Source organism: Streptomyces sp. TAA040 (assembly GCF_000424845.1).
Window position 1 is genome coordinate 155,587 of the sequence record NZ_AUKR01000001.1, and the last position, 18,775, is coordinate 174,361.

Annotated in this window: 16 protein-coding genes; 12 read left to right on the top strand and 4 right to left on the bottom strand. The window is 74.3% G+C overall.

The annotated features are described in order from the left end of the window. The first annotated feature begins 84 nt into the window (after nt 1-84). From H300_RS0100700 to H300_RS0100715, 4 genes are all read left to right on the top strand, one after another. Nucleotides 85-1,122 (top strand): NlpC/P60 family protein, encoded by a 1,038-nt coding sequence (locus H300_RS0100700; protein WP_028425860.1) that lies wholly within the window; start codon nt 85-87, stop codon nt 1,120-1,122. A gap of 664 nt (nt 1,123-1,786) precedes the next feature. Continuing rightward, entirely contained in the window at nt 1,787-3,334 is a 1,548-nt protein-coding gene (locus H300_RS0100705) for a UDP-N-acetylmuramoyl-L-alanyl-D-glutamate--2,6-diaminopimelate ligase (protein WP_028425861.1), read from the top strand. A gap of 212 nt (nt 3,335-3,546) precedes the next feature. Further along, entirely contained in the window at nt 3,547-4,593 is a 1,047-nt protein-coding gene (locus H300_RS0100710; protein ID WP_028425862.1) for an NlpC/P60 family protein, read from the top strand. Nucleotides 4,594-4,675: 82 nt separating this feature from the next. After that, on the top strand, nt 4,676-5,962 hold the full coding sequence (locus H300_RS0100715; protein ID WP_028425863.1) for a hypothetical protein: 1,287 nt from the start codon (nt 4,676-4,678) through the stop codon (nt 5,960-5,962). A 99-nt stretch (nt 5,963-6,061) separates the two neighbouring features. On the opposite strand, the gene H300_RS24310 is transcribed toward H300_RS0100715, so the two are convergent. Further along, nucleotides 6,062-7,366 carry a glycosyltransferase 87 family protein gene (locus H300_RS24310; protein WP_078515610.1) on the bottom strand — a complete coding sequence of 435 codons (1,305 nt, stop codon included), beginning with the start codon at nt 7,364-7,366 and terminating at the stop codon, nt 6,062-6,064. A 48-nt stretch (nt 7,367-7,414) separates the two neighbouring features. Here H300_RS24310 and H300_RS0100725 point away from each other — a divergent pair, with 48 nt between their 5' ends. Then, nucleotides 7,415-8,563, top strand: a complete 1,149-nt coding sequence (locus H300_RS0100725) for a glycosyltransferase family 4 protein (RefSeq protein ID WP_028425864.1) — start codon at nt 7,415-7,417, stop codon at nt 8,561-8,563. 88 nt (nt 8,564-8,651) lie between these two features. Here the strand turns inward: H300_RS0100725 and H300_RS0100730 are convergent, their stop codons facing one another. Further along, nucleotides 8,652-10,475 (bottom strand): AMP-dependent synthetase/ligase, encoded by a 1,824-nt coding sequence (locus tag H300_RS0100730; protein ID WP_028425865.1) that lies wholly within the window; start codon nt 10,473-10,475, stop codon nt 8,652-8,654. Between the two features lie 272 nt (nt 10,476-10,747). Between H300_RS0100730 and H300_RS0100735 the strand changes: the two genes are divergently transcribed. The 6 genes from H300_RS0100735 to H300_RS0100760 all read left to right on the top strand — a co-directional run bounded on the left by H300_RS0100735 (nt 10,748) and on the right by H300_RS0100760 (nt 15,977). Then, entirely contained in the window at nt 10,748-11,518 is a 771-nt protein-coding gene (locus H300_RS0100735; RefSeq protein ID WP_028425866.1) for a metallophosphoesterase, read from the top strand. 76 nt (nt 11,519-11,594) lie between these two features. Continuing rightward, nucleotides 11,595-12,056, top strand: a complete 462-nt coding sequence (locus H300_RS0100740; protein ID WP_028425867.1) for an SRPBCC family protein — start codon at nt 11,595-11,597, stop codon at nt 12,054-12,056. Nucleotide 12,057: 1 nt separating this feature from the next. Beyond that, on the top strand, nt 12,058-13,296 hold the full coding sequence (locus H300_RS0100745; protein ID WP_078515611.1) for an ArsA-related P-loop ATPase: 1,239 nt from the start codon (nt 12,058-12,060) through the stop codon (nt 13,294-13,296). 66 nt (nt 13,297-13,362) lie between these two features. Then, complete coding sequence (locus tag H300_RS0100750; RefSeq protein WP_028425869.1) at nt 13,363-13,932, top strand: DUF5304 family protein; 570 nt, start codon at nt 13,363-13,365, stop codon at nt 13,930-13,932. Between the two features lie 99 nt (nt 13,933-14,031). After that, on the top strand, nt 14,032-14,973 hold the full coding sequence (locus H300_RS0100755; protein WP_028425870.1) for an ROK family glucokinase: 942 nt from the start codon (nt 14,032-14,034) through the stop codon (nt 14,971-14,973). Between the two features lie 230 nt (nt 14,974-15,203). Then, a complete protein-coding gene (locus H300_RS0100760) occupies nt 15,204-15,977 on the top strand; it encodes an endonuclease/exonuclease/phosphatase family protein (protein ID WP_028425871.1) in 774 nt (257 codons plus the stop codon). A gap of 361 nt (nt 15,978-16,338) precedes the next feature. On the opposite strand, the gene H300_RS0100765 is transcribed toward H300_RS0100760, so the two are convergent. Next, nucleotides 16,339-17,013, bottom strand: a complete 675-nt coding sequence (locus tag H300_RS0100765) for a hypothetical protein (RefSeq protein ID WP_028425872.1) — start codon at nt 17,011-17,013, stop codon at nt 16,339-16,341. Next, on the bottom strand, nt 17,000-17,770 hold the full coding sequence (locus H300_RS0100770) for an alpha/beta fold hydrolase (protein WP_028425873.1): 771 nt from the start codon (nt 17,768-17,770) through the stop codon (nt 17,000-17,002). The genes H300_RS0100765 and H300_RS0100770 overlap by 14 nt, the downstream gene beginning before the upstream one ends. 249 nt (nt 17,771-18,019) lie before the next feature. On the opposite strand from H300_RS0100770, the gene H300_RS0100775 reads away from it, so the two are divergent. Beyond that, nucleotides 18,020-18,772, top strand: a complete 753-nt coding sequence (locus H300_RS0100775) for a lysophospholipid acyltransferase family protein (RefSeq protein ID WP_037978786.1) — start codon at nt 18,020-18,022, stop codon at nt 18,770-18,772. Nucleotides 18,773-18,775 lie beyond the last annotated feature (3 nt).

Here is an 18,775-nt window from a genome sequence, read left to right on the forward strand (position 1 = left end):
CGGAGGAACCGCCGTGTCCGTGCGCATGCGGAGCCGGGACTCGCGTCCACGGCAGGCGGCTGAGGAAGAAGGAGCTCGCCCATCGTGGCGTCCCACCGTCGTCCCAAGCAGCCCGGCCGCACCCGTACTTCGGTGCTGACCGCTACCGCTGCAGCCGCCGTTGCCATGTCGGCCCAGGCCGCCCACGCCGATCCGGCGCCCGACTCCGACAAGCAGGGTGTCAAGGCGGAGGTCGACCGACTGTACGAGCAGGCGACGCAGGCCACCGAGAAGTACAACGGTGCCAACGAGAAGGCCGAGAAGCTCCAGAAGCAGGTCGACGGTCTGCAGGACACCGTGGCCCGCGGCCAGGACGACCTGAACGAGATGCGCAACGAGCTGGGTTCGGTCGCCACCGCGCAGTACCGCGGCGGAGGTCTCGACCCCTCCGTGCAGCTCTTCCTGTCGGCCGACCCCGAGGAGTACCTCGACAAGGCGGCCACCCTGGACCAGTTGAGCGGCAAGCAACTGGGCGCACTCGAGAAGATCCAGTCCAAGCAGCGCGGCCTCCAGCAACAGCGTGAGACGGCGGAGGACAAGCTCAAGGACCTCGCGGACACCCGTGAGGACCTGGCGGACAAGAAGAAGGAGATCCAGGGCAAGCTCGCCAGCGCCCAGAAGCTCCTCAACGAGATGACCGCCGAGGAGAAGGCGGCCATGGCCGCCGAGGAGGAGCGGGCGACCCGCACCAGCGAGCGCACCGATCTGGGCAACGAGGTCAGCGCTTCGCAGCGCGGCTCCGCGGCCTTCAACGCGGCGAAGTCCCGCGTCGGGATGCCGTACGTCTGGGGTGCCACCGGCCCGAACTCCTTCGACTGCTCCGGCCTCACCTCCTGGGCGTACAGCCAGGCCGGCGTCTCCATCCCGCGCACCTCCCAGGCGCAGGCCAACGCCGGCACCCGGATCAACTCGATGGACCAGCTCCGCCCGGGCGACCTGGTGCTGATGCGCAGCGACCTGAGCCACGTCGCCTTCTACGCCGGCAACGGCCAGATCCTGCACGCGCCGAAGCCCGGCGCCAGCGTCCGCTACGAGTCCATCAGCGGGAGCGGCATGCCGTTCATGTGGGGCGTGCGAATCTGACGTCCCGCGCGGCCGGTGCCTCGCACCGCCGTACCGCTGCTCGGCCCGCCCTCCGTGGCGGGCCGTTTCGCGTTCCGCCCCCGGGCCTCGCGCCTTCGCCCCTCCCCGCCTTCGTTCCGCGCGCCCCGGCCCCTGCCGCTGCGGCGGTACGCGCCGCTGCCGGCCACCCCCCGCTCCGCCCATGGTCGGACGGCCCTGTGCGAAGCCGCCCGCCGCTGGCCGTACACTGCGAGCATGGGTTGTACACATGCGGTCAGGGCGAGTCTGCGTCACGCGACGCCGCGCCCGCCGCTGCCGGCGGCCGCCGGAACCCGCTGCCGTGCGCTGCACGGCCATGGCTAGCCGCCCTGCCGCGCCCCGCACCGGCTCCCGGCCCCCGTCCGGGCTCCCCGCCCGCCGCTGAGCGGGTACCGCCGCCCGCGGTCCGACCGCCCCCCGTACCGCCCTTCCCGCTCCGGCGGGCCCGGATGCGCGGCGTTCCTTCTGTCCCCACCGCCGCACCCGTCCCCGTGTGACACGTCGCCGCTCGCCGTCGCGGCTGCCGCAGCCACCGGGGCGCCCGACACGACCGGGTCCCTCCCGGTGCGCCACCACTCCTTTTTAAGACCCCACGACGGCCGCACTGATTGTCGACGACCGAGCCGCCTGCGCGGAGAGGAACCCTGTGAAGCTGAGCGAACTGCTGGCCGGCCACGACCACGAAGTCCTGCTGGGTGACCCGGGAACGGAGATCACCTCCGGAGTGACCTTCGACGCCCACCGTGTCCTGCCCGGCTCGCTCTTCGTCGAGGTGCCCGGGCACAGCGAGAACGGGGACGACAACGGCGGCGAGCCGGGTGTGGAAGCGGTCGGTGCCGCTCTGGCGGCCGGTGCCGCGGCGCTGCTGCTGGACGCCTCCGTACCCGAGCCCCCCGGGCGGGTGTGGGAGGGCGCGGCCCGCGTCTGTGTCGTACGTGTGCCGGACACCCGGGTGGCCGCCGCGCTGATCACCTCGCGCTACCACGGCGAGCCCGGGCGGGAGATGGACATGGTGGCCGTCACCGGTACAAATGGGAAGACCTCCGTCTCGTACATGGCCGAGTCGCTGCTGCGGATCGCCGAGGGGGCGCGGGTGGGTGTGATCGGCACGGCCGGCAGCCGGATCGGTACCGCACGCATCCCGATGCCGCGGACGATGCTGACCACTCCGGAGGCACCTCAGTTCCAGTACCTTCTGGGGCACATGCGCGAGCGCGGTGTGGGCACCGTGGTGCTGGAGGCCACCTCGATGGGGCTGCTCCACCACCGGGTGGACAACGCCTTCCTGGACGTCGGCGTCTTCACCAATCTCACCCGGGACCACCTTGACGACCACGGCACGATGGAGAACTACCGGGACGCCAAGCTGCGCCTGTTCCAGGGGCTGTGCCGGCACGCGGTGGTCAACGTCGACGACCCGGTGGGCGCCGGCATCCGCGACGCGGCGGCGGGAGCGGTCACCACCTACGCGCTCGACACCGGGGCCGACTTCCGGGCGACGGACCTCGACGTGCACGCCTTCGGCACCCGCTTCACCCTGCACCACGACGGTCGCAAGTACCCCGCCGCCGTGCCTGTCCCGGGCCGGTTCTCGGTCTCCAACGCGCTGGCCGCGCTGGCCGCCTGCCATGTGCTCGGACATCCGCTGCCGGAACTGGTCGCGGCGCTCGACCGGATGCCGCCGGTGCCCGGGCGCCTGGAGCGTTTCGAGACTCCGCAGGGCGTCTCGGTCATCGTCGACTACGCGCACTCCCCGGACTCGCTGGAGAAGGTCCTGGGCACCGTACGGGAGTTCGCCCCCGGGAGGGTGATCACCGTCTTCGGCTGCGGCGGCGACCGGGACGTGACGAAGCGCCCGCTGATGGGCCGAATCGCCGGTGCCGGCTCCGACCTGTGCGTGGTCACCTCGGACAACCCGCGCACCGAGGACCCAGAGCAGATCCTGGACCAGATCGTCCCGGGCCTCGCGGAGTCCGGCACCCCGTTCGAGCGGGTCACCGACCGCCGCCGGGCGATCGGCCACGCCCTCGCCGCCGCGGTGCCCGGCGACCTGGTGCTGGTGGCCGGCCGGGGGAGCGAGCCCAACCAGATCCTGGCCGACCGGATCGTTCCGTTCAGCGACATGGCGACGGTGCGGGAGCTCGCCTCCGCGCTCCCCGGGGCCGCCCCCGCGGCCGCCTCGCACCGGGCCTGAAGGCGAAAGGGGCGGCGCAAGAGGGCCTGCCGTCCTCCCTCCGGGTGATTCGGGGGGGTGTCCGGGTGACCGGGCGACCCCGGTGACCTGCGGGCACAGTCGTTCGTCACGCTCCGTGCGGGTGGCGTTCCTTGGAGTCGCTGTCACGGCGGGGCTAGTGTCGGCGCGCAGTTCCCGAGTGGGGAGCGCCGTCGGAAGGAGCGCGGACAGCCGTGGCGTCGTACCGGTCCCATCGACACACCCCGTCCCCCGGCATCGGCCGCGGAGCACGGGCCACCGTTCTCACGGTCGCGGCCGGAGCCGCCGTCGCCATGACCGCGGCGCCGGTCGGGGCCGAGCCCGGCCCGCCCTCGGCCGAGAGCGTCAGCGCGCAGGTCGGCCGGCTCCACACCCAGGCGGAGCGGGCCACCGAGAAGTACAACGCGACCGAGGAGAAGGTCGGCGAACTGCGCGGGCAGATCGAACGCGCCCAGGACCGGGCCGCGCGCGGCCAGGCCGCGGTGAACCGGATGCGTGCCGGACTCGCCTCGCTCGCGGGCGCCCAGTACCGCTCCGGCGGGGTGGACCCCACGGTGGCCCTGATGCTCGACACGGACCCGGAGGGCTACCTGGACAAGGCCGCCACGCTGGACCGGATCGGCTTCCGCCAGTCCCGCCGGCTGGGCGAGCTCCAGCGCACCCAGCGCTCGCTGGCCCAGCAGCGGACCGAGGCGTCCGGCAAGCTCGCTGATCTGGAGCACCACAGCAAGGAGCTTCAGCGCCACAAGAAGGAGGTGCAGCGCAAACTCAGTGCGGCCCGGAAGCTGCTGAACCGGTTGACCCCCGAGGAGCAGGCCGAGCGGGACCGGGCGTCCCGCTCCGGGCAACGGCCGGGCGGCCCCCTGCCGGTCCCCTCCACCGACGGCGGTGTCTCCGGGCGGGCGTCGGCCGCGGTCGCCGCGGCCCGCGGGGCGGTCGGGCGCCCCTACGTCTGGGGCGCGGCGGGACCGGCCGCGTTCGACTGCGCCGGGCTGACCCAGTGGGCCTACGCGCAGGCAGGGGTGTCGGTGCCGCGCACCTCGCAGGGGCAGGCGCACGCCGGGCAGCGGGTACCGCTCGCCCAGGCGCAGCCGGGCGACCTCGTGGTGTACCGGAGCGACGCCAGCCACGTGGCGATGTACGTCGGCAACGGCCAGGTCGTCCACGCGCCCTACCCCGGGGCGCAGGTCCGGTACGACCCGGTCGGCATGATGCCGGTGAGCGCCGTCAGCAGACCCTGACCGCGCCGCGTCCGCCCGCGGTGGCACGGCGCCGGGCACGCCCGACCGCACGATCGCCCGTGTCCGACCGTACGATCCTCCCGTGACGGCAAGCGGAATCTCCTCGCGGGCGCGGGCGGCCGCCGCGGCCCTCTGCCTGCTGCTGCCGGTCGGCTGCGCAGGCGCGCAGCGACCGGAGCCGCCGCCCGCCCGGGACGGCGTGCAGCGGCTGTTCGACCGGCAGGCCGCCGCCCTCGAGGACGGCGACCGGGCCGCCTATCTCGCCGTCCTGGACCCGGAGGCGGACGCGTTGCGGCGGGCGCAGCGGCAGGTCTTCGACAATCTGGTCGCGCTGCCGCTGGCCCGCTACCGCCACCTCGTCACCGCTGTCCGGGAGGAACCGGACGGTGACGGCCGCAGGTTGACGGCGGAGGTCGAGCTGAGCCACCGGCTGCGGGGCCACGACGACGAGCCGGTCACCGCCACCGAGCGGTTCACCGTCGTGCGCCGGGACGGCCGCTGGTACCTGGCGGGCGAGCGGGCGGACAGCGCGACGCAACTGTGGGAGCAGGGGCACCTCACCGTCCAGCGCGGCAGGCGGAGCCTGGTGCTCGGGGTGGGGCAGGACCGGGCCGCGCTGGAGGAACTGGCGGCGGAGGCCGACCGGGCGGTGCGGACGGTGTCCGCCGCGTGGCCGGGCCACTGGCCGCGCCGGACGGTGGTGCTCGCCCCTGCTGATGTCGGGCGGATGGCCGAGATGCTCTCCTCCCCGCCCGGGGACTACCGGGGGATCGCCGCCGTCACGAGCAGCGCGGGCCACGGCGGGCCGCGGCAGGACCCGGACGGAGGCACGCCCCACCCGGAAGGGGACCCGCCGGCACCGGCAGCGCGGGTGATCGTGAACCCCGAGGCGTACGGCCTGCTCGGTTCGGTCGGCCGGCAGGTGGTGATGACGCACGAGACGACCCACGTCGCCACGCGCGGCGACACCACCGGGGCCACCGGGATGTGGCTCTCCGAGGGCTTCGCGGACTGGGTCGGCTACCAGGAGGCCGAGGGGACGGACGGCGGCGACCGGACGGACGGGGGAGCCGCCCGGTACGCCCCGGCGCTCCAGGAGGCCGTCCGGGCCGGTGAGCTGCCCGGCACGCTGCCGCCGGACGGGGACTTCGCCTTCGGCGGCCCGGACGGACGGTTGGCCCGCGCCTACGAGGGCGGCTGGCTCGCCTGTCGGCTGATCGCGGCCGAGTGGGGCGAGGAGACCCTCGTGGATTTCTACCTGGCCGCCGGCCGGGACGGTGCCGCAGCCGGATTCCGGGACGTCCTGGGCGTGGGGGAGCGGGAGTTCACCGACCGGTGGCGCGCCTCGCTCCGCCGCCTGTTCGACTGAGCCGCCCCGGCGACCGCCCGGGCCCGCCGCCCCGGCGACCGGGAGCGTGCGGCCGGCCGGCACCGGACGGCCGCCCCGGGGCACCGCGACGGGCTCCCCTCACCAGGTCAGCATTCCGGACCCGCCGCGGCCCCCGTCCGCCGCCGTGCCGCCGCCGGACCCGTCCGCGCCCGGTTCGCCCGCGCGCGGCTCGTGCGTTGCGGGCGGTCGCGCCTCCAGCCCGGCTCCGGCGCGCCGGAGCCGGGGCTCTGTCACCGTGCTGCGCCACAACCCGGCACAGGAGAGCACCGAGGCGGCGACCAGCAGCCCGTTGCGGACCAGCAGCAGGGTGAGGCCCAGCGGCTCGCTGGCCACCACCGCGCCGAAGTGCACCGGGAACTCCAGCAGCGTGACCGGGGTCGCGAGCAGGACCAGCAGGGCTGGCACCAGTTGCCGGCCCGAGCGCAGGGTCAGGCACACCGCGGCCGTCCCGATCAGCCACAGCAGGTACTGCGGGCTGATCACCCGGCTGGTGGTGGTGAACAGCAGCACCGCGGCGAACGCGGCATCCGCGGTGGTGGTCGGCGTCCGATCGACCGCGCGCAGCCGCCACCACAACAGCCAGCCGAACGCCAGCGCGCTCAGGGCCAGCGAGACGGTGGAGACCAGTTCCACCTGCGGGCCGAGGAACTCCATCGAGCCGTAGTGGAACTCCACCCGGCCCTCCCAGCCGAACTGCCGGGCGACGTGCAGCACCAGCGCGCCCAGTGACTCGACCTCGACCCCCCGGTCGCGCTGCGCGGTGAGGAAGTCCCATGCGCCGGGCATCGCCGCGGTGAACGCTGCCGCCAGCAGCAGCCCGGTCGCGGCCGCCACCGACCAGGCGACCCGAGTGGTGCGGCCGCGCGCGGTGCCGACCAGGACCAGGGCCGGCCACACCTTCAGCATCGCCCCGAAGCCGGCCAGCGCGCCTGCCGCCCGCGGGTGGCGGGCCGCGGCGAGCAGCGCCGCCACCGCCACTGCCGTCACCATCACGTCGTAGCGGGCGTAGGCGGTCGGGCCCAGCAGCGCGACACCAGCCACCCAGAACCGGGCGCCGGCCGGGCCGTGCCCCCGGTCCCGGCCGGCCCGCAGCAGCATCGCCAGCACCAGCGCGTCGACGTGGAGCACCAGCAGGTAGAAGGCCGTCGGGTAGTCCAGGAACGGCAGCAGCCCGGGTGCCAGCACCGGCAGGGACGCGCCCGGCGGATACTGCCAGGTGACGTCGCCGAGGGGGAAGGTCCCGGTGCGCAGCACCTCGAACCAGCCCTGGTAGATGACCGAGACGTCGGTCGTCACGTCCGGACCCGGCAGGGCGAGCACCTTCAGGACGAGCAGCAGGAGCAGAACGCGGGTGACGGCCCAGGCGGCGACGGTCGGACGCATCCCCCGACCGTACGTGGTCCCGCGGCCGACCCGGTACTCTCGTCGCCGATGCACAAGACCCTGATCGTCACCAACGACTTCCCGCCGCGCCCCGGCGGGATTCAGTCCTTCCTGCACAGCATGGCACTGCGGCTGGACCCGGCACGCGTCGTCGTCTACGCCTCCACCTGGAACCGCACGCCCGGGGGCCGGCGGGAGACCGCCCGGTTCGACGCGGAGCAGCCCTTCCCCGTCGTCCGGGACCGGGCGACGATGCTGCTCCCCACCCGCCGGGCCACGCGCCGGGCAGCGGACCTGCTGCGCGAGCACGGCTGCACCTCGGTCTGGTTCGGCGCCGCCGCGCCGCTCGGGCTGATGGCCCCGGCGCTGCGGGAGGCGGGGGCGGCCCGCCTGGTCGCGACCACACACGGGCACGAGGCCGGCTGGGCGCAGCTCCCGGTCGCCCGGCAGCTGCTGCGCCGGATCGGGGCGACCACCGACACCGTCACCTACCTCGGCGAGTACACCCGCTCCAGGATCGCGCCCGCCCTCGGTGAGGCGGCGGCGTCCCGGATGGTGCAGCTCCCCCCCGGGGTGGACGAGAAGGTCTTCCACCCGGGCTCCGACGGGGCCGACGTCCGGGCCCGACTCGGCCTCAGCGAGCGCCCGGTCGTGGTGTGCGTGTCCCGGCTGGTCCCGCGCAAGGGCCAGGACACCCTCGTTCGTGCCCTGCCCGAAATCCTCGCCCGTGTTCCGGACGCCGTGCTGCTCGTGGTCGGCGGCGGCCCGTACGAGAAGGACCTGCGGCGCCTGGCCGCGCGGACCGGCGTCGCGGACGCGGTCCGCTTCACCGGCCCGGTCCCGTGGGAGGAGCTCCCCGCCCACTACGGGGCGGGCGACGTCTTCGCCATGCCCTGCCGCACCCGGCGCGGCGGGCTGGACGTGGAGGGGCTCGGCATCGTCTACCTGGAGGCGTCCGCCACCGGGCTGCCGGTGGTCGGCGGTGACTCCGGCGGTGCCCCCGACGCGGTCCTGCCCGGGGAGACGGGCTGGGTGGTGCGCGGGGGAGACGCGGCGGAGACGGCGGAACGGGTCGGCGCACTGCTGACGGACTCCGAGTTGCGGGCCCGGATGGGAGCCAGGGGACGCGCGTGGGTGGAGGAGCGCTGGCGCTGGGACCTGCTGGCCGGGCGGCTCCGGGAACTCCTCGGCGCGTGACCCCGCCGGGACCGGGCGGTCCCGCCGGCCCTCCTCGACCGGCGGCCCACGGCCCGTACCCGGGCGTGCCGGGACGCCCGGGAGCGGCTCAGAGGTAGAGCGCGTCGATCTCCGCGGCGAAGTCCTTGGCCACCACACCGCGCTTCAGCTTCAGCGAGGGCGTGATGTGCCCGGACTCCTCGGTGAACTGCGCGTCCAGGACCCGGAACCTGCGCACCGACTCGGCGCGCGAGACCAGGGCGTTGCCGTCGTCCACGGCCTGCTGTACCTCGGCCGCCAGCTCGGGGTCGGCGAGGAGTTCGGCGCGCGGGAGCGCGGACTTGCCCCGCTCCCCGGCCCAGCGGGTCAGGAAGTCCTCGTCGAGGGTGAGCAGGGCCCCCACGAACGGGCGGCCTTCCCCGACGACCATGCACTCGCCGATCAGGGCGTGCGCCCGGATCCGGTCCTCGATCACCGCCGGCGCGACGTTCTTGCCGCCGGCCGTCACCAGGATCTCCTTCTTGCGGCCGGTGATGGCGAGGTAGCCGTCCTCGTCCAGGGTGCCGAGGTCGCCGGTGCGGAACCAGCCGTCCTCCAACGCCTCCCTGCTGGCCTGCTCGTTGTTCCAGTAGCCGGTGAAGAGGTGCTCGCCGTGCAGCATGACCTCGCCGTCGTCGGCGATCCGCACCACCGAGCCGGGCAGCGGCTGGCCCACGGTGCCGATCTTCTGCCGGTCCCAGGGGTTGAAGGCGGTCGCCGCGCAGGACTCGGTGAGGCCGTAGCCCTCCAGGACCGTGAAGCCGATGCCGCGGTAGAAGTGGCCGAGGCGGTCGCCGAGCGCCGCACCGCCGGAGATGGCGTGGCGCGCACGGCCGCCCAGCGCCGCACGGAGCTTGCCGTACACCAGCCGGTCGAAGATCCGGTGCTTGATCCGCAGGCCCGCCGAGGGGCCGGAGGGCCCGTCGAGCGCCCGGCTGTACGCGATGGCGGTGTCGGACGCCCAAGCGAAGATCCGGCCCTTGCCCTCGGCCTCCGCCTTGCTCCGCGCGCCGTTGTAGACCTTCTCGAAGACTCGCGGCACGCCCAGCACCAGGGAGGGGCGGAAGGACGCCAGGTCGTCGGTGAGGGTCCGGATGTCGGAGACCAGCCCCAGCCGGATCGGAGCCAGCACCGCGGCGATCTCCACCAGCCGGCCGAAGACGTGGGCCGCTGGCAGGAACAGCAGGATCGAGGACTCACCGGTGCGGAACAGCGGCCGGAGCCGCTCGACGATGTTCCCGCACTCGGCGAAGAACGCGCGGTGCGTCAGCACGCAGCCCTTCGGTCGTCCGGTGGTGCCCGAGGTGTAGACGATCGTCGCTGGGGAGTCGGCGTTCGCCGCCGAACTCCGCGCGTCGAGCGTCTCGTCGGAGATCCCGGCCCGCTCACCGGCGGAGACGAGGGCCGCCACGGCGTCGTCGTCGATCGTCCAGGTGTCGCGCAGTTCGGGCAGCCGGTCGGAGACGGAGCCGACCGCCGCGGCGTGCTCCGCGGTCTCGGTGACGACGGCCACCGCGCCGGAGTCGCCCAGGATCCACGCCACCTGCTCCGGGGAGCTCGTCTCGTACACCGGTACGGTCACCCCGCCGGCACTCCAGATGGCGAAGTCGAACAGTACCCACTCGTAGCGGGTGCGGGACATCAGCGCGACCCGGTCGCCCGGCCGCACACCGGCGGCGATCAGGCCCTTCGCCGTGCTGCGCACCGCGGCCAGGAACTCCGAGGCCGTCAGGTCCCGCCACTGCGCCGGGTCCCCGGGGCCGGCGGACTTCTCCGCCACTTTGCGGGCGATGACCACGGTGTCCGGGTGCTGCGCGGCGTTCCGGCGGATCAGGTCGGTCAGGTTCCCGTCCGCGGGGACCTCGTAGAGGGCCGGAAGGCTGAACTCGCGCAAGACTGCTGCTCCTCATCGGCGCTGGGAGAGGGGCCGATGAGGCCGGCCTCCACCTGCTCGCTTCGAGGTGATCGGGCATCTCGAAGGTGGACGGCCCGGACGTTACCCATCGGTAAGGGCGCCGGTACAGGGGTGAGGCCCAGATGTTCGCTGTGTCACACACCCGGGCGGACGGGATTCGCCCGTCCGCGGCCAGCCTAGTCCACCTGCTGTGCGACCGGGAAGCAATCCCAGGTGCGACCGGCCGCGACCGGCCGTCCTACAGTGGCCGGATGGCAGGGACACGGGTTCATGTGGTCAGCGACGTTCACGGCAACGCCCGGGATCTGGCCTCGGCCGGCGACGGAGCCGACGTGCTGCTCTGCCTGGGGGACCTGATCCTCTTCCTCGACTACGCCGACCACGCCCGCGGCATCTTTCCCGACCTGTTCGGCGAGGAGGCGGCCGACTGCATCGTCGCGCTGCGCACCGCACGCCGCTTCGCCGAGGCCCGCGAGTTCTCCCGCAGCCTGTGGGCCGGGATCGACCGGGCCGCCGCCGTCGAGAGCGCGGTCCGCCGTCAGTACGCCGAGCTGTTCGCTGCCTTTCCCACGCCCACGTACGCCACCTACGGCAACGTCGACATGCCGGACCTCTGGCCGGAGTACGCGGGCCCGGGGACCACCGTTCTCGACGGCGGCACCGCGGAGATCGGCGGGCTGCGCGTCGGGTTCGTCGGCGGTGGGCTGCGCTCCCCGATGAACACCCCGTACGAGATCGACGACGAGACCTTCGCGGCGAAGGTCGCCGCGCTGGGCGAGGTCGACGTGCTCTGCTCGCACATCCCGCCGCTGGTGCCGGAGCTGTGCTACGACACCGTCGCCCGCCGGTTCGAACGCGGCAGCGCGGCCCTGCTGGAGGCCATCCGCTCGGTACGGCCCCGGTACGCCCTCTTCGGCCACGTCCACCAGCCGCTGGCCCAGCGGATGCGGGTCGGCGCGACCGAATGCGTCAACGTCGGCCATTTCAACGCCACCGGCAGGCCGCATGTCCTGGAGTGGTGACGGCGGGTCCCTGGCGGGCAGGTAGCCTCGGCTCGGCAGGGGCAGCGGCACACGGGTCAGCGGAGGAAGCACAGCGATGGCGGAACACACCACGTCGAGCATCACCATGGACGCGGCACCGGCCGAAGTCATGGCGGTGATCGCCGATTTCGCGCGCTACCCGGAGTGGACCGGCGAGGTGCAGGAGGCCGAGGTCGTCTCCACCGACAGCAGCGGCCGGGCCGAGCGGGTGCGCCTGCTCCTGGACGCCGGCGCGATCAAGGACGAGCACACCCTCGCCTACACGTGGGAGGACGAGCACCACGTCCGCTGGTCGCTCGTCACCTCGCAGATGCTGCGCGCGCTGGACGGCTCCTACCGCCTCCGGCCGCTGGACGGGGGCGGCCGCACCGAGGTCACCTACCAGCTCACCGTGGACGTCAAGATCCCGATGCTCGGCATGATCAAGCGCAAGGCGGAGAAGGTCATCATCGACCGGGCGCTCGACGGCCTCAAGAAGCGTGTCGAGTCCGGCGGCGCGACCGCGGCCGACGGCTGACGTGACCGAGGCCGCGCACCCCGCCCCGGGCGACGCTCCGGCCGTCCCGGGTGCCTCCGGTCCGAGGACGGTGCTCGTCACCGGCTCCGGCGGCGCGGGCCGCACCACCGTGGCCCTCGGCACCGCACGGGCGGCGGCCCGGGCCGGCGCACGCGTCGTGCTGCTGACGGCCGACCGGACGGCCGTTCCCTGCGACCCGTCCGGCAGCGGCGGTCCGGGCAGCGCCGACTCCGCCCACGAGGGCTTCCGGACCGTGCACGTCGACTCCGGCGCCGCCTTCCGGTCCGCCGTCGGCGCCCTCCAGGGACGCGGCGGCGGTCTCCTCGACCTGCTGGGCGCGGTGCCGCTGGAGGAGGACGAACTCACCGAACTCCCCGGCGCCCCCGAGTTCGCCCTGCTGCACGCCCTGCGCGCGGAGTACGGGGCCGAGGAACCGCCGGATCTGCTGGTGGCCGACCTGCCGCCGGATTCCCGCGCCCTGCGGATGCTGGCCCTGCCCGAGCAGTTGCGCCGCTACCTGATCCGGCTCGTCCCGGCCGAGCGGGAGGCGGCCCGGGCGCTGCGGCCCGTCCTGGCCCAGTTGGTCGGCGTGCCGATGCCGGCCGAGGCCCTCTACCGGCACGCCGAGGAGTGGCACCGCGAACTCGCGGCGGTACAGCGGGTGCTGGAAGCACCGGGGACCACGGTCCGGTTGGTCGCCGAGTCGTCGCCCGGCGCCGTCCCCGCCGTGGCCGCGGCCCGCGCCGGGCTGGCCCTCCTCGGACTGCCGGTCGACGACCTGCTGCTCAACCGCACGCTGCCGGACGGTTCTCCCGACCCGTGGCTGGCGGCCCTGCGTGCCGAGCAGCTCGGGGCGGGCAAGGAGCTGCGGGAGGCCGTCCACCCGCTGCCGGTGGCGGAGGTGGCGCACGTGGGTGCGGCGGCGCCCGGCTCGGGCCGCCGCGCACCACGGGTCCCGCCGCCGTCCGGGCCGGGGGAACCTCCGGTGCCGACCGTGCGGGACACCCGGGAGGGGAACGGAGAACTGGTGTGGCGGTTGCCGCTGCCGGGGGCGGTCAAGGAGGAGCTGGCCCTGGTGCGCCGCGGCGACGAGGTGCTCATCACCCTCGGCGGCAACCGGCGCGCCCTGCCCCTGCCGTCCGCGCTCCGCCGCTGCACCGTCGTCGGTGCCCGGCTGGCCGACGGCGTGCTCTCCGTACGGTTCGCCCCCGACCCCGCACTGTGGCCGCAGGCGCACTGAGCGGTACTGTCGAAGGCAGTGCCCCACACGTCAGCAGGTCCGCCGCGAGTCCCTCGGGAGCCCGTCATGAGTGAAGCAACCGAGTCCGAGTCCGATGCCTGGGCGCAGGCCTGCGCCCAGGACCTGGCCGCCGAACGAGCCCGCCGCCGGGCCCGCTACGGCGCCGAACCCGGCAGTGCGGCCGAGGAGTTGCGCAAGCTCGCCGACGCGGTCCTGGGCAGGCTCGGCGAACTCGCCGGCCCGCTGGCCGGAGCCGCCGGCTCCGGCGCGGGAGCCGCGGCCGCGGGGCCGGCGAGTGCCGCGGCGGAACGCGCGGCCCGGCGGCTCGCAGACGAGGCCAGGACGGTCGTCGAGCCGGTGCTCGACCGCAATCCGCAGGTCTTCGAGCATCTGGCGTCCGCCGGTTCCGAACTGCTCGCCGCCTACCGTGCCGCGGTCACCGGCCACGAGCAGCGCTGGACCCGGGACGAGTCCGCCGCCGGGCCGGCCCCCGCGCAGGCGGACACCTCCGGCGGGACGCCCCGCGAGGGTGCCTCCCCCGCCGGAGAAGCCGACGGCCCCGGCGGCCCGGAAGGGCGCGACGGCGACGACCGGGGCGACGGACCGTCGGGCACCCAGCGGATCGATCTGGAGTGAACGGCGGGTGAGCCGTACCGAACAGCCCGGCCATGGCGGGCACCCCCCTCCGGTACGGTGGTCCATCAAGCGGGGTCTGACCGAATAACTGAGGGACATATGGGACTCACCATTGGTGTCGACATCGGCGGTACGAAGGTGGCGGCCGGGGTGGTCGACGAGGACGGCAACATCCTCGAGACCAGCCGGGTGCCCACGCCGCAGACCGCCGAGGGCGTCGTCGACGGCATCGAGAAGGCGGTCCGGGAGGCGAGCGCCGAGTACGCCGTCGACGCGGTGGGCATCGGTGCCCCCGGATATGTGGACGACAAGCGGGCCACCGTGCTCTTCACCCCCAACCTGAGCTGGCGGCACGAACCGCTCAAGGACCGGGTGGAGCAGCGGATCGGGCTGCCGGTCGTGATCGAGAACGACGCGAACGCGGCGGCCTGGGGCGAGTACCGCTTCGGCGCCGGCCAGGGCCACGACGACGTCGTCTGCATCACCCTGGGCACCGGCCTCGGCGGCGGCATCGTGATCGGCGGCCGGCTGCACCGCGGCAGATTCGGAGTGGCGGCCGAGTTCGGACACATCCGGATGGTGCCCGACGGCCTGCTGTGCGGCTGCGGCAACCAGGGCTGCTGGGAGCAGTACGCGTCCGGCAGCGCGCTGGTGCGCTATGCGCGGCAGCGGGCGGCCGCCACTCCGGAGAACGCCGAGGTCCTGCTCGGCCTGGGCGACGGCACTCCGGAGGGCGTGCACGGCAAGCACGTCAGCGAGGCGGCCCGGCAGGGCGACCCGGTCGCGGTCGACTCCTTCCGCGAGCTGGCCCGTTGGGCGGGCGCCGGCCTGGCCGACCTGGCCTCGCTCTTCGACCCCAGTGCCTTCATCGTCGGCGGCGGCGTCTCGGACGAAGGCGAGCTGGTGCTGGAACCGATCCGCAAGTCCTACCGGCGCTGGCTGGTCGGCGGCCACTGGCGCCCCCAGGCCCAGGTGCTGGCGGCCCAGTTGGGCAGCAAGGCCGGCCTGGTGGGAGCGGCAGACCTTGCCCGGCAGGGCTGACCGCGCGATCCGGCAGGGCTGACCGCGCGATCCGGCGGAGCGTTGCGGACACGAGCGACGGCAGGCCGATCAGCCGCCCCCAGGGCTGATCGGCCGTCCCCGCGGCCGACCGTCTCCTCCCACGCGCCTACCGGCCCGCCCCGTCGTCCCGCCGTTCCGGGCGGGTGCCGCATGGAGCGGCGTGCCCGCGCGTGTCTGCCCACGTGCCGGGCGGCCCGTAGCCTGAGGGCATGACGACCCTCGCGGACCTGCCCGCGTCCGGCACCAGGAACGACGGCTCGGCGGTGGTCCGCCTGCTCGGTTACAACATCCGCTCCATGCGCGACGACGTGCCCGCCCTCGCCCGGGTGATCAGGGCCTGCGCCCCGGACGCGGTGTGCGTGCAGGAGGCACCCCGGTTCTTCGGCTGGCGTCGGCACGCCGAGCGCTTGGCCCGCCGGACCGGCCTGGTACACGTCACCGGCGGGGCGACCGGCAACGGCACCCTGATCATGGCCGCCCCCGACGCCGGGGTGCTGCGGACCCGGGACGTACTGCTGCCGTGGACGCCCGGGCTGCACCGCCGGGGTTTCGCCACCGCGGTGCTGCGGTTCGGCTCCTCGGCGCCGCTCGGCGTGGTCAGTTGCCACCTCAGTCTGCAACGAGAGGAACGGCTGCGGCAGGCGTGGATGCTGCTCAATCTGCCCGCCGTCACCGCCCCCTCGGCCGCGGTCGTCGCGGGGGACCTGAACGAACGCCCGGGGGGACCGGCCTTCCGACGTCTCGCGGGCCAGTTCCAGGACGGATGGGCGGTGGCGCCGTGGGGCGGTGAGCACACCTCGGAGTCGCGCCGCCCGCACCAGCGCATCGACGCGGTGCTCGCCGGGCCGGCGCTGGAGGTGCTCGGCTGCGGGGTGCCGGTCGGTCTCCCAGGAGTGTCGGACGCGGACCTCGTCGCGGCCACCGACCATCTGCCGGTGCTGGCGGCCCTGCGCGTCCCGCCGGACCGCCTCAGCAGCGGCTGAGCGCGCTCCGGAACCGCCGCTCGTGCGCCACGGGTCCGGTGCGGCGCTGTCCCGCCGCGGCCCCCGGCCCGCCGTCCGCCGGTGGCACCGGCCCGGAGCGCCGGACGCGCGGCGCTCCGGCCCCGCGGCGGGACGCCGGGCGGTTCGTGGGTCCGCGGACCGTGCGGCGTCCCGCTGGTGCGGGGGAACGATCCGCCAGCCGGTCAGCAGGGCGATGGAGGCGAAGAGCAGCAGCAGGTACAGCATGGTGGTCCCCCGGGCGTCCGGTCGTCGTGCGGTCGCCCCCAGCGTGCACCGCGGAGGGACCCCGGCGCATTGCCCGGACCCGGCAACGAACTTCCGCGGTCGGATGCCCGCACGGTCAGACCACCGCTCCCCGGCCCGGGTCCTCGAAGTCGTCGTCGTCCCGGCCGTCCCGCATCCTGGCAACCAGGGTGCCGAATCCGCCGAGGAATCCGCCGACTCCCAGTGTGGTGATCCACCAGGTCATCTCCACCTGGAAAAGCAGGGACCCGAAGAGCAGCGCCGGCCCGCCGAGCACGGCGATCCAGGCCCACTTGGTCACCGGCCCCGGGGTGGGTAGCGGCGGCGGTTCCGGCGGGACGAAGTGGTCGTCCTCCGAGGGCCCCTGAGCGGCCCGCCAGTCCCGGGGACCGGCGCCGGCGGCGTACACCGTCAACGTCCGCATGCTGGGGTCGCCGCCCGGCCCGTCCGGGCCCTCGGCGGTGCCGTCCGGGTCGTCCTCGTCCTCGCCGTCGCCCTCCTTGCGCAAGGAGACGGCCCCGCCCGGTCCGTCGTCGACCAGTGTCGTCCCGCCGGGGTCCTCGCCGTCCTCGGGACCGTCACCGGCACGGGCGGGACCGTCCTCCTCGGCGCCCTCGGCGCCCTCGGCGCTCCGCTCACCGGAGCCGTCCCCGGGCGGACCGGCGGCCGGGTCCGACGGCTCCTCACCGTACCCGGCCACGATCTGCGCCCACGCGGCCTCCTCGTCGAGCGGCTCGCGTCCTTCCCCGCGTCCATGCTCACGTTCCGTCACGAACACTCTTCCTCGTCGCCAGGCGGGTGATGAATCCGTACGAGTCCGCGAAGATCCGCTCCGCGTCGTTGTCCAGGGTCGCCACGTGGTAGCTGTGCTCCAGCACGGTCTCGGTGACGTCGGTGGAGGAGACGGAGCCGAGCACCACTGCCGAGTCGCTCGGCGGCACGACGTGGTCCACCCGGCTGTGCAGGAGGAGCAGCGGCTGGGTGACCCGTGGCAGCTCGCCGCGCACCAGCCGGAGGAAGTTCCGCAGCGAGTACGCGGCGTGCAGTGGCACCCGGTCGTACCCGACCTCTTCGCCGTCTCCCTTCGCGATGTCGTTCACCACGCCCTTCGAGGAGGCGAGCAGGTGGCGGAGCACCGGCACCGCGAGCCCCTGGGCCCGCGAGAAGGTCGCGGCCGGGTTGACCACCACGACCCCGCTCACCGCGTCACCGTGTTTGGCCGCCAGACGGAGTGCCAGCGCGCCGCCCATCGAGAGCCCGCACACGAAGACCTGGCTGCACCGCTCGGTCAGCCACCTCAGTTCGCGATCCACCGCGGCGTACCAGTCCTGCCATCCGGTGACCTGCATGTCCTGCCACCGGGTGCCGTGGCCGGGCAGAAGCGGCACGGACACCGTCAGCCCGCGGGCGACGAGGTGGTCCGCCCAGGGACGCAGGGACTGGGGCGTGCCGGTGAAGCCGTGGCACAGCAGAACGCCGATCTCGGAGCCTTCGTGCTGCATCGGCTCGGACCCGGGAAGCAGAGGCACCGTTGGTCTCCGTTCGGGGCGGTCGGGCGGCGGGACGGCAGGAGTGCCGTCGGGCCGGGCGGGGAGAAGACAGGGGGCGGGGCGGGGACGGGGGATGCTGCCACCCTACGCGGGCGTACCGTCACCCGGTAGTCCGATACGCCCCGAGGCGGGCCACCGCACGTTTCCGGTGCCGTACCTGCCGGCCCCCTCCCGGGGGATAGGGTTCTGCACGTCGGAGACAGGAGGTCCGCGGTGTTGTACGGGGCGATGAAGCTGTCCGTCGGAGGTTCGCTGAGGCTCGCGTTCCGGCCGTGGGTAGAGGGTGCGGAGCACATCCCCGCCGAGGGGCCGGCCATCCTCGCGAGCAACCACCTCTCGTTCTCGGACTCCTTCTTCCTGCCCGCCGTACTGGACCGCAAGGTCACCTTCGTCGCGAAGGCCGAGTACTTCACCTCTCCCGGAGTCAAGGGCAGGTTGACGGCTGCCTTCTTCAAGGGAGCCGGGCAGCTGCCGGTGGACCGCTCGGGCGCCCGCGGCGCGGCCCAGGCCGCGATCCGCGCGGGCATGGAGGTGCTCGACCGCGGTGAGCTGTTCGGCATCTACCCCGAGGGCACCCGGTCGCCGGACGGCCGCCTGTACCGCGGGAAGCCGGGCGGTCTCGCCAGGATCGCGCTGGCCAGCGGGGCCCCGGTCGTCCCGGTCGCGATGATCGACACCGAGAAGATCCAGCCGCCCGGCAAGGTGGTGCCCACCCTGATGCGGCCGGGCATCCGGATCGGCGCCCCGCTGGACTTCAGCCGCTACCACGGCATGGAGGGCGACCGCTTCATTCAGCGCTCGCTGACCGACGAGGTCATGTACGAGATCATGAACCTGTCCGGCCAGGAGTACGTCGACATCTACGCGACGGCCGCCAAGCGGAAGCTGGCCGACGAGGCCGAGCGGCGGGCCGCCGCGGGCCGGGCCGCCGGAGCGGACGGCCGCCACGGCGGCGACCGTCCGGGCGACAGCGCCGCGTAGCGT

Coding starts and splice junctions, on each gene's coding strand:
- H300_RS24310 (WP_078515610.1), bottom strand. CDS start 7,366: ATGCGTCCGACCGTCGCCGCCTGGGCCGTCACCCGCGTTCTGCTCCTG.
- H300_RS0100725 (WP_028425864.1), top strand. CDS start 7,415: ATGCACAAGACCCTGATCGTCACCAACGACTTCCCGCCGCGCCCCGGC.
- H300_RS0100735 (WP_028425866.1), top strand. CDS start 10,748: ATGGCAGGGACACGGGTTCATGTGGTCAGCGACGTTCACGGCAACGCC.
- H300_RS0100740 (WP_028425867.1), top strand. CDS start 11,595: ATGGCGGAACACACCACGTCGAGCATCACCATGGACGCGGCACCGGCC.
- H300_RS0100750 (WP_028425869.1), top strand. CDS start 13,363: ATGAGTGAAGCAACCGAGTCCGAGTCCGATGCCTGGGCGCAGGCCTGC.
- H300_RS0100755 (WP_028425870.1), top strand. CDS start 14,032: ATGGGACTCACCATTGGTGTCGACATCGGCGGTACGAAGGTGGCGGCC.
- H300_RS0100760 (WP_028425871.1), top strand. CDS start 15,204: ATGACGACCCTCGCGGACCTGCCCGCGTCCGGCACCAGGAACGACGGC.
- H300_RS0100775 (WP_037978786.1), top strand. CDS start 18,020: ATGAAGCTGTCCGTCGGAGGTTCGCTGAGGCTCGCGTTCCGGCCGTGG.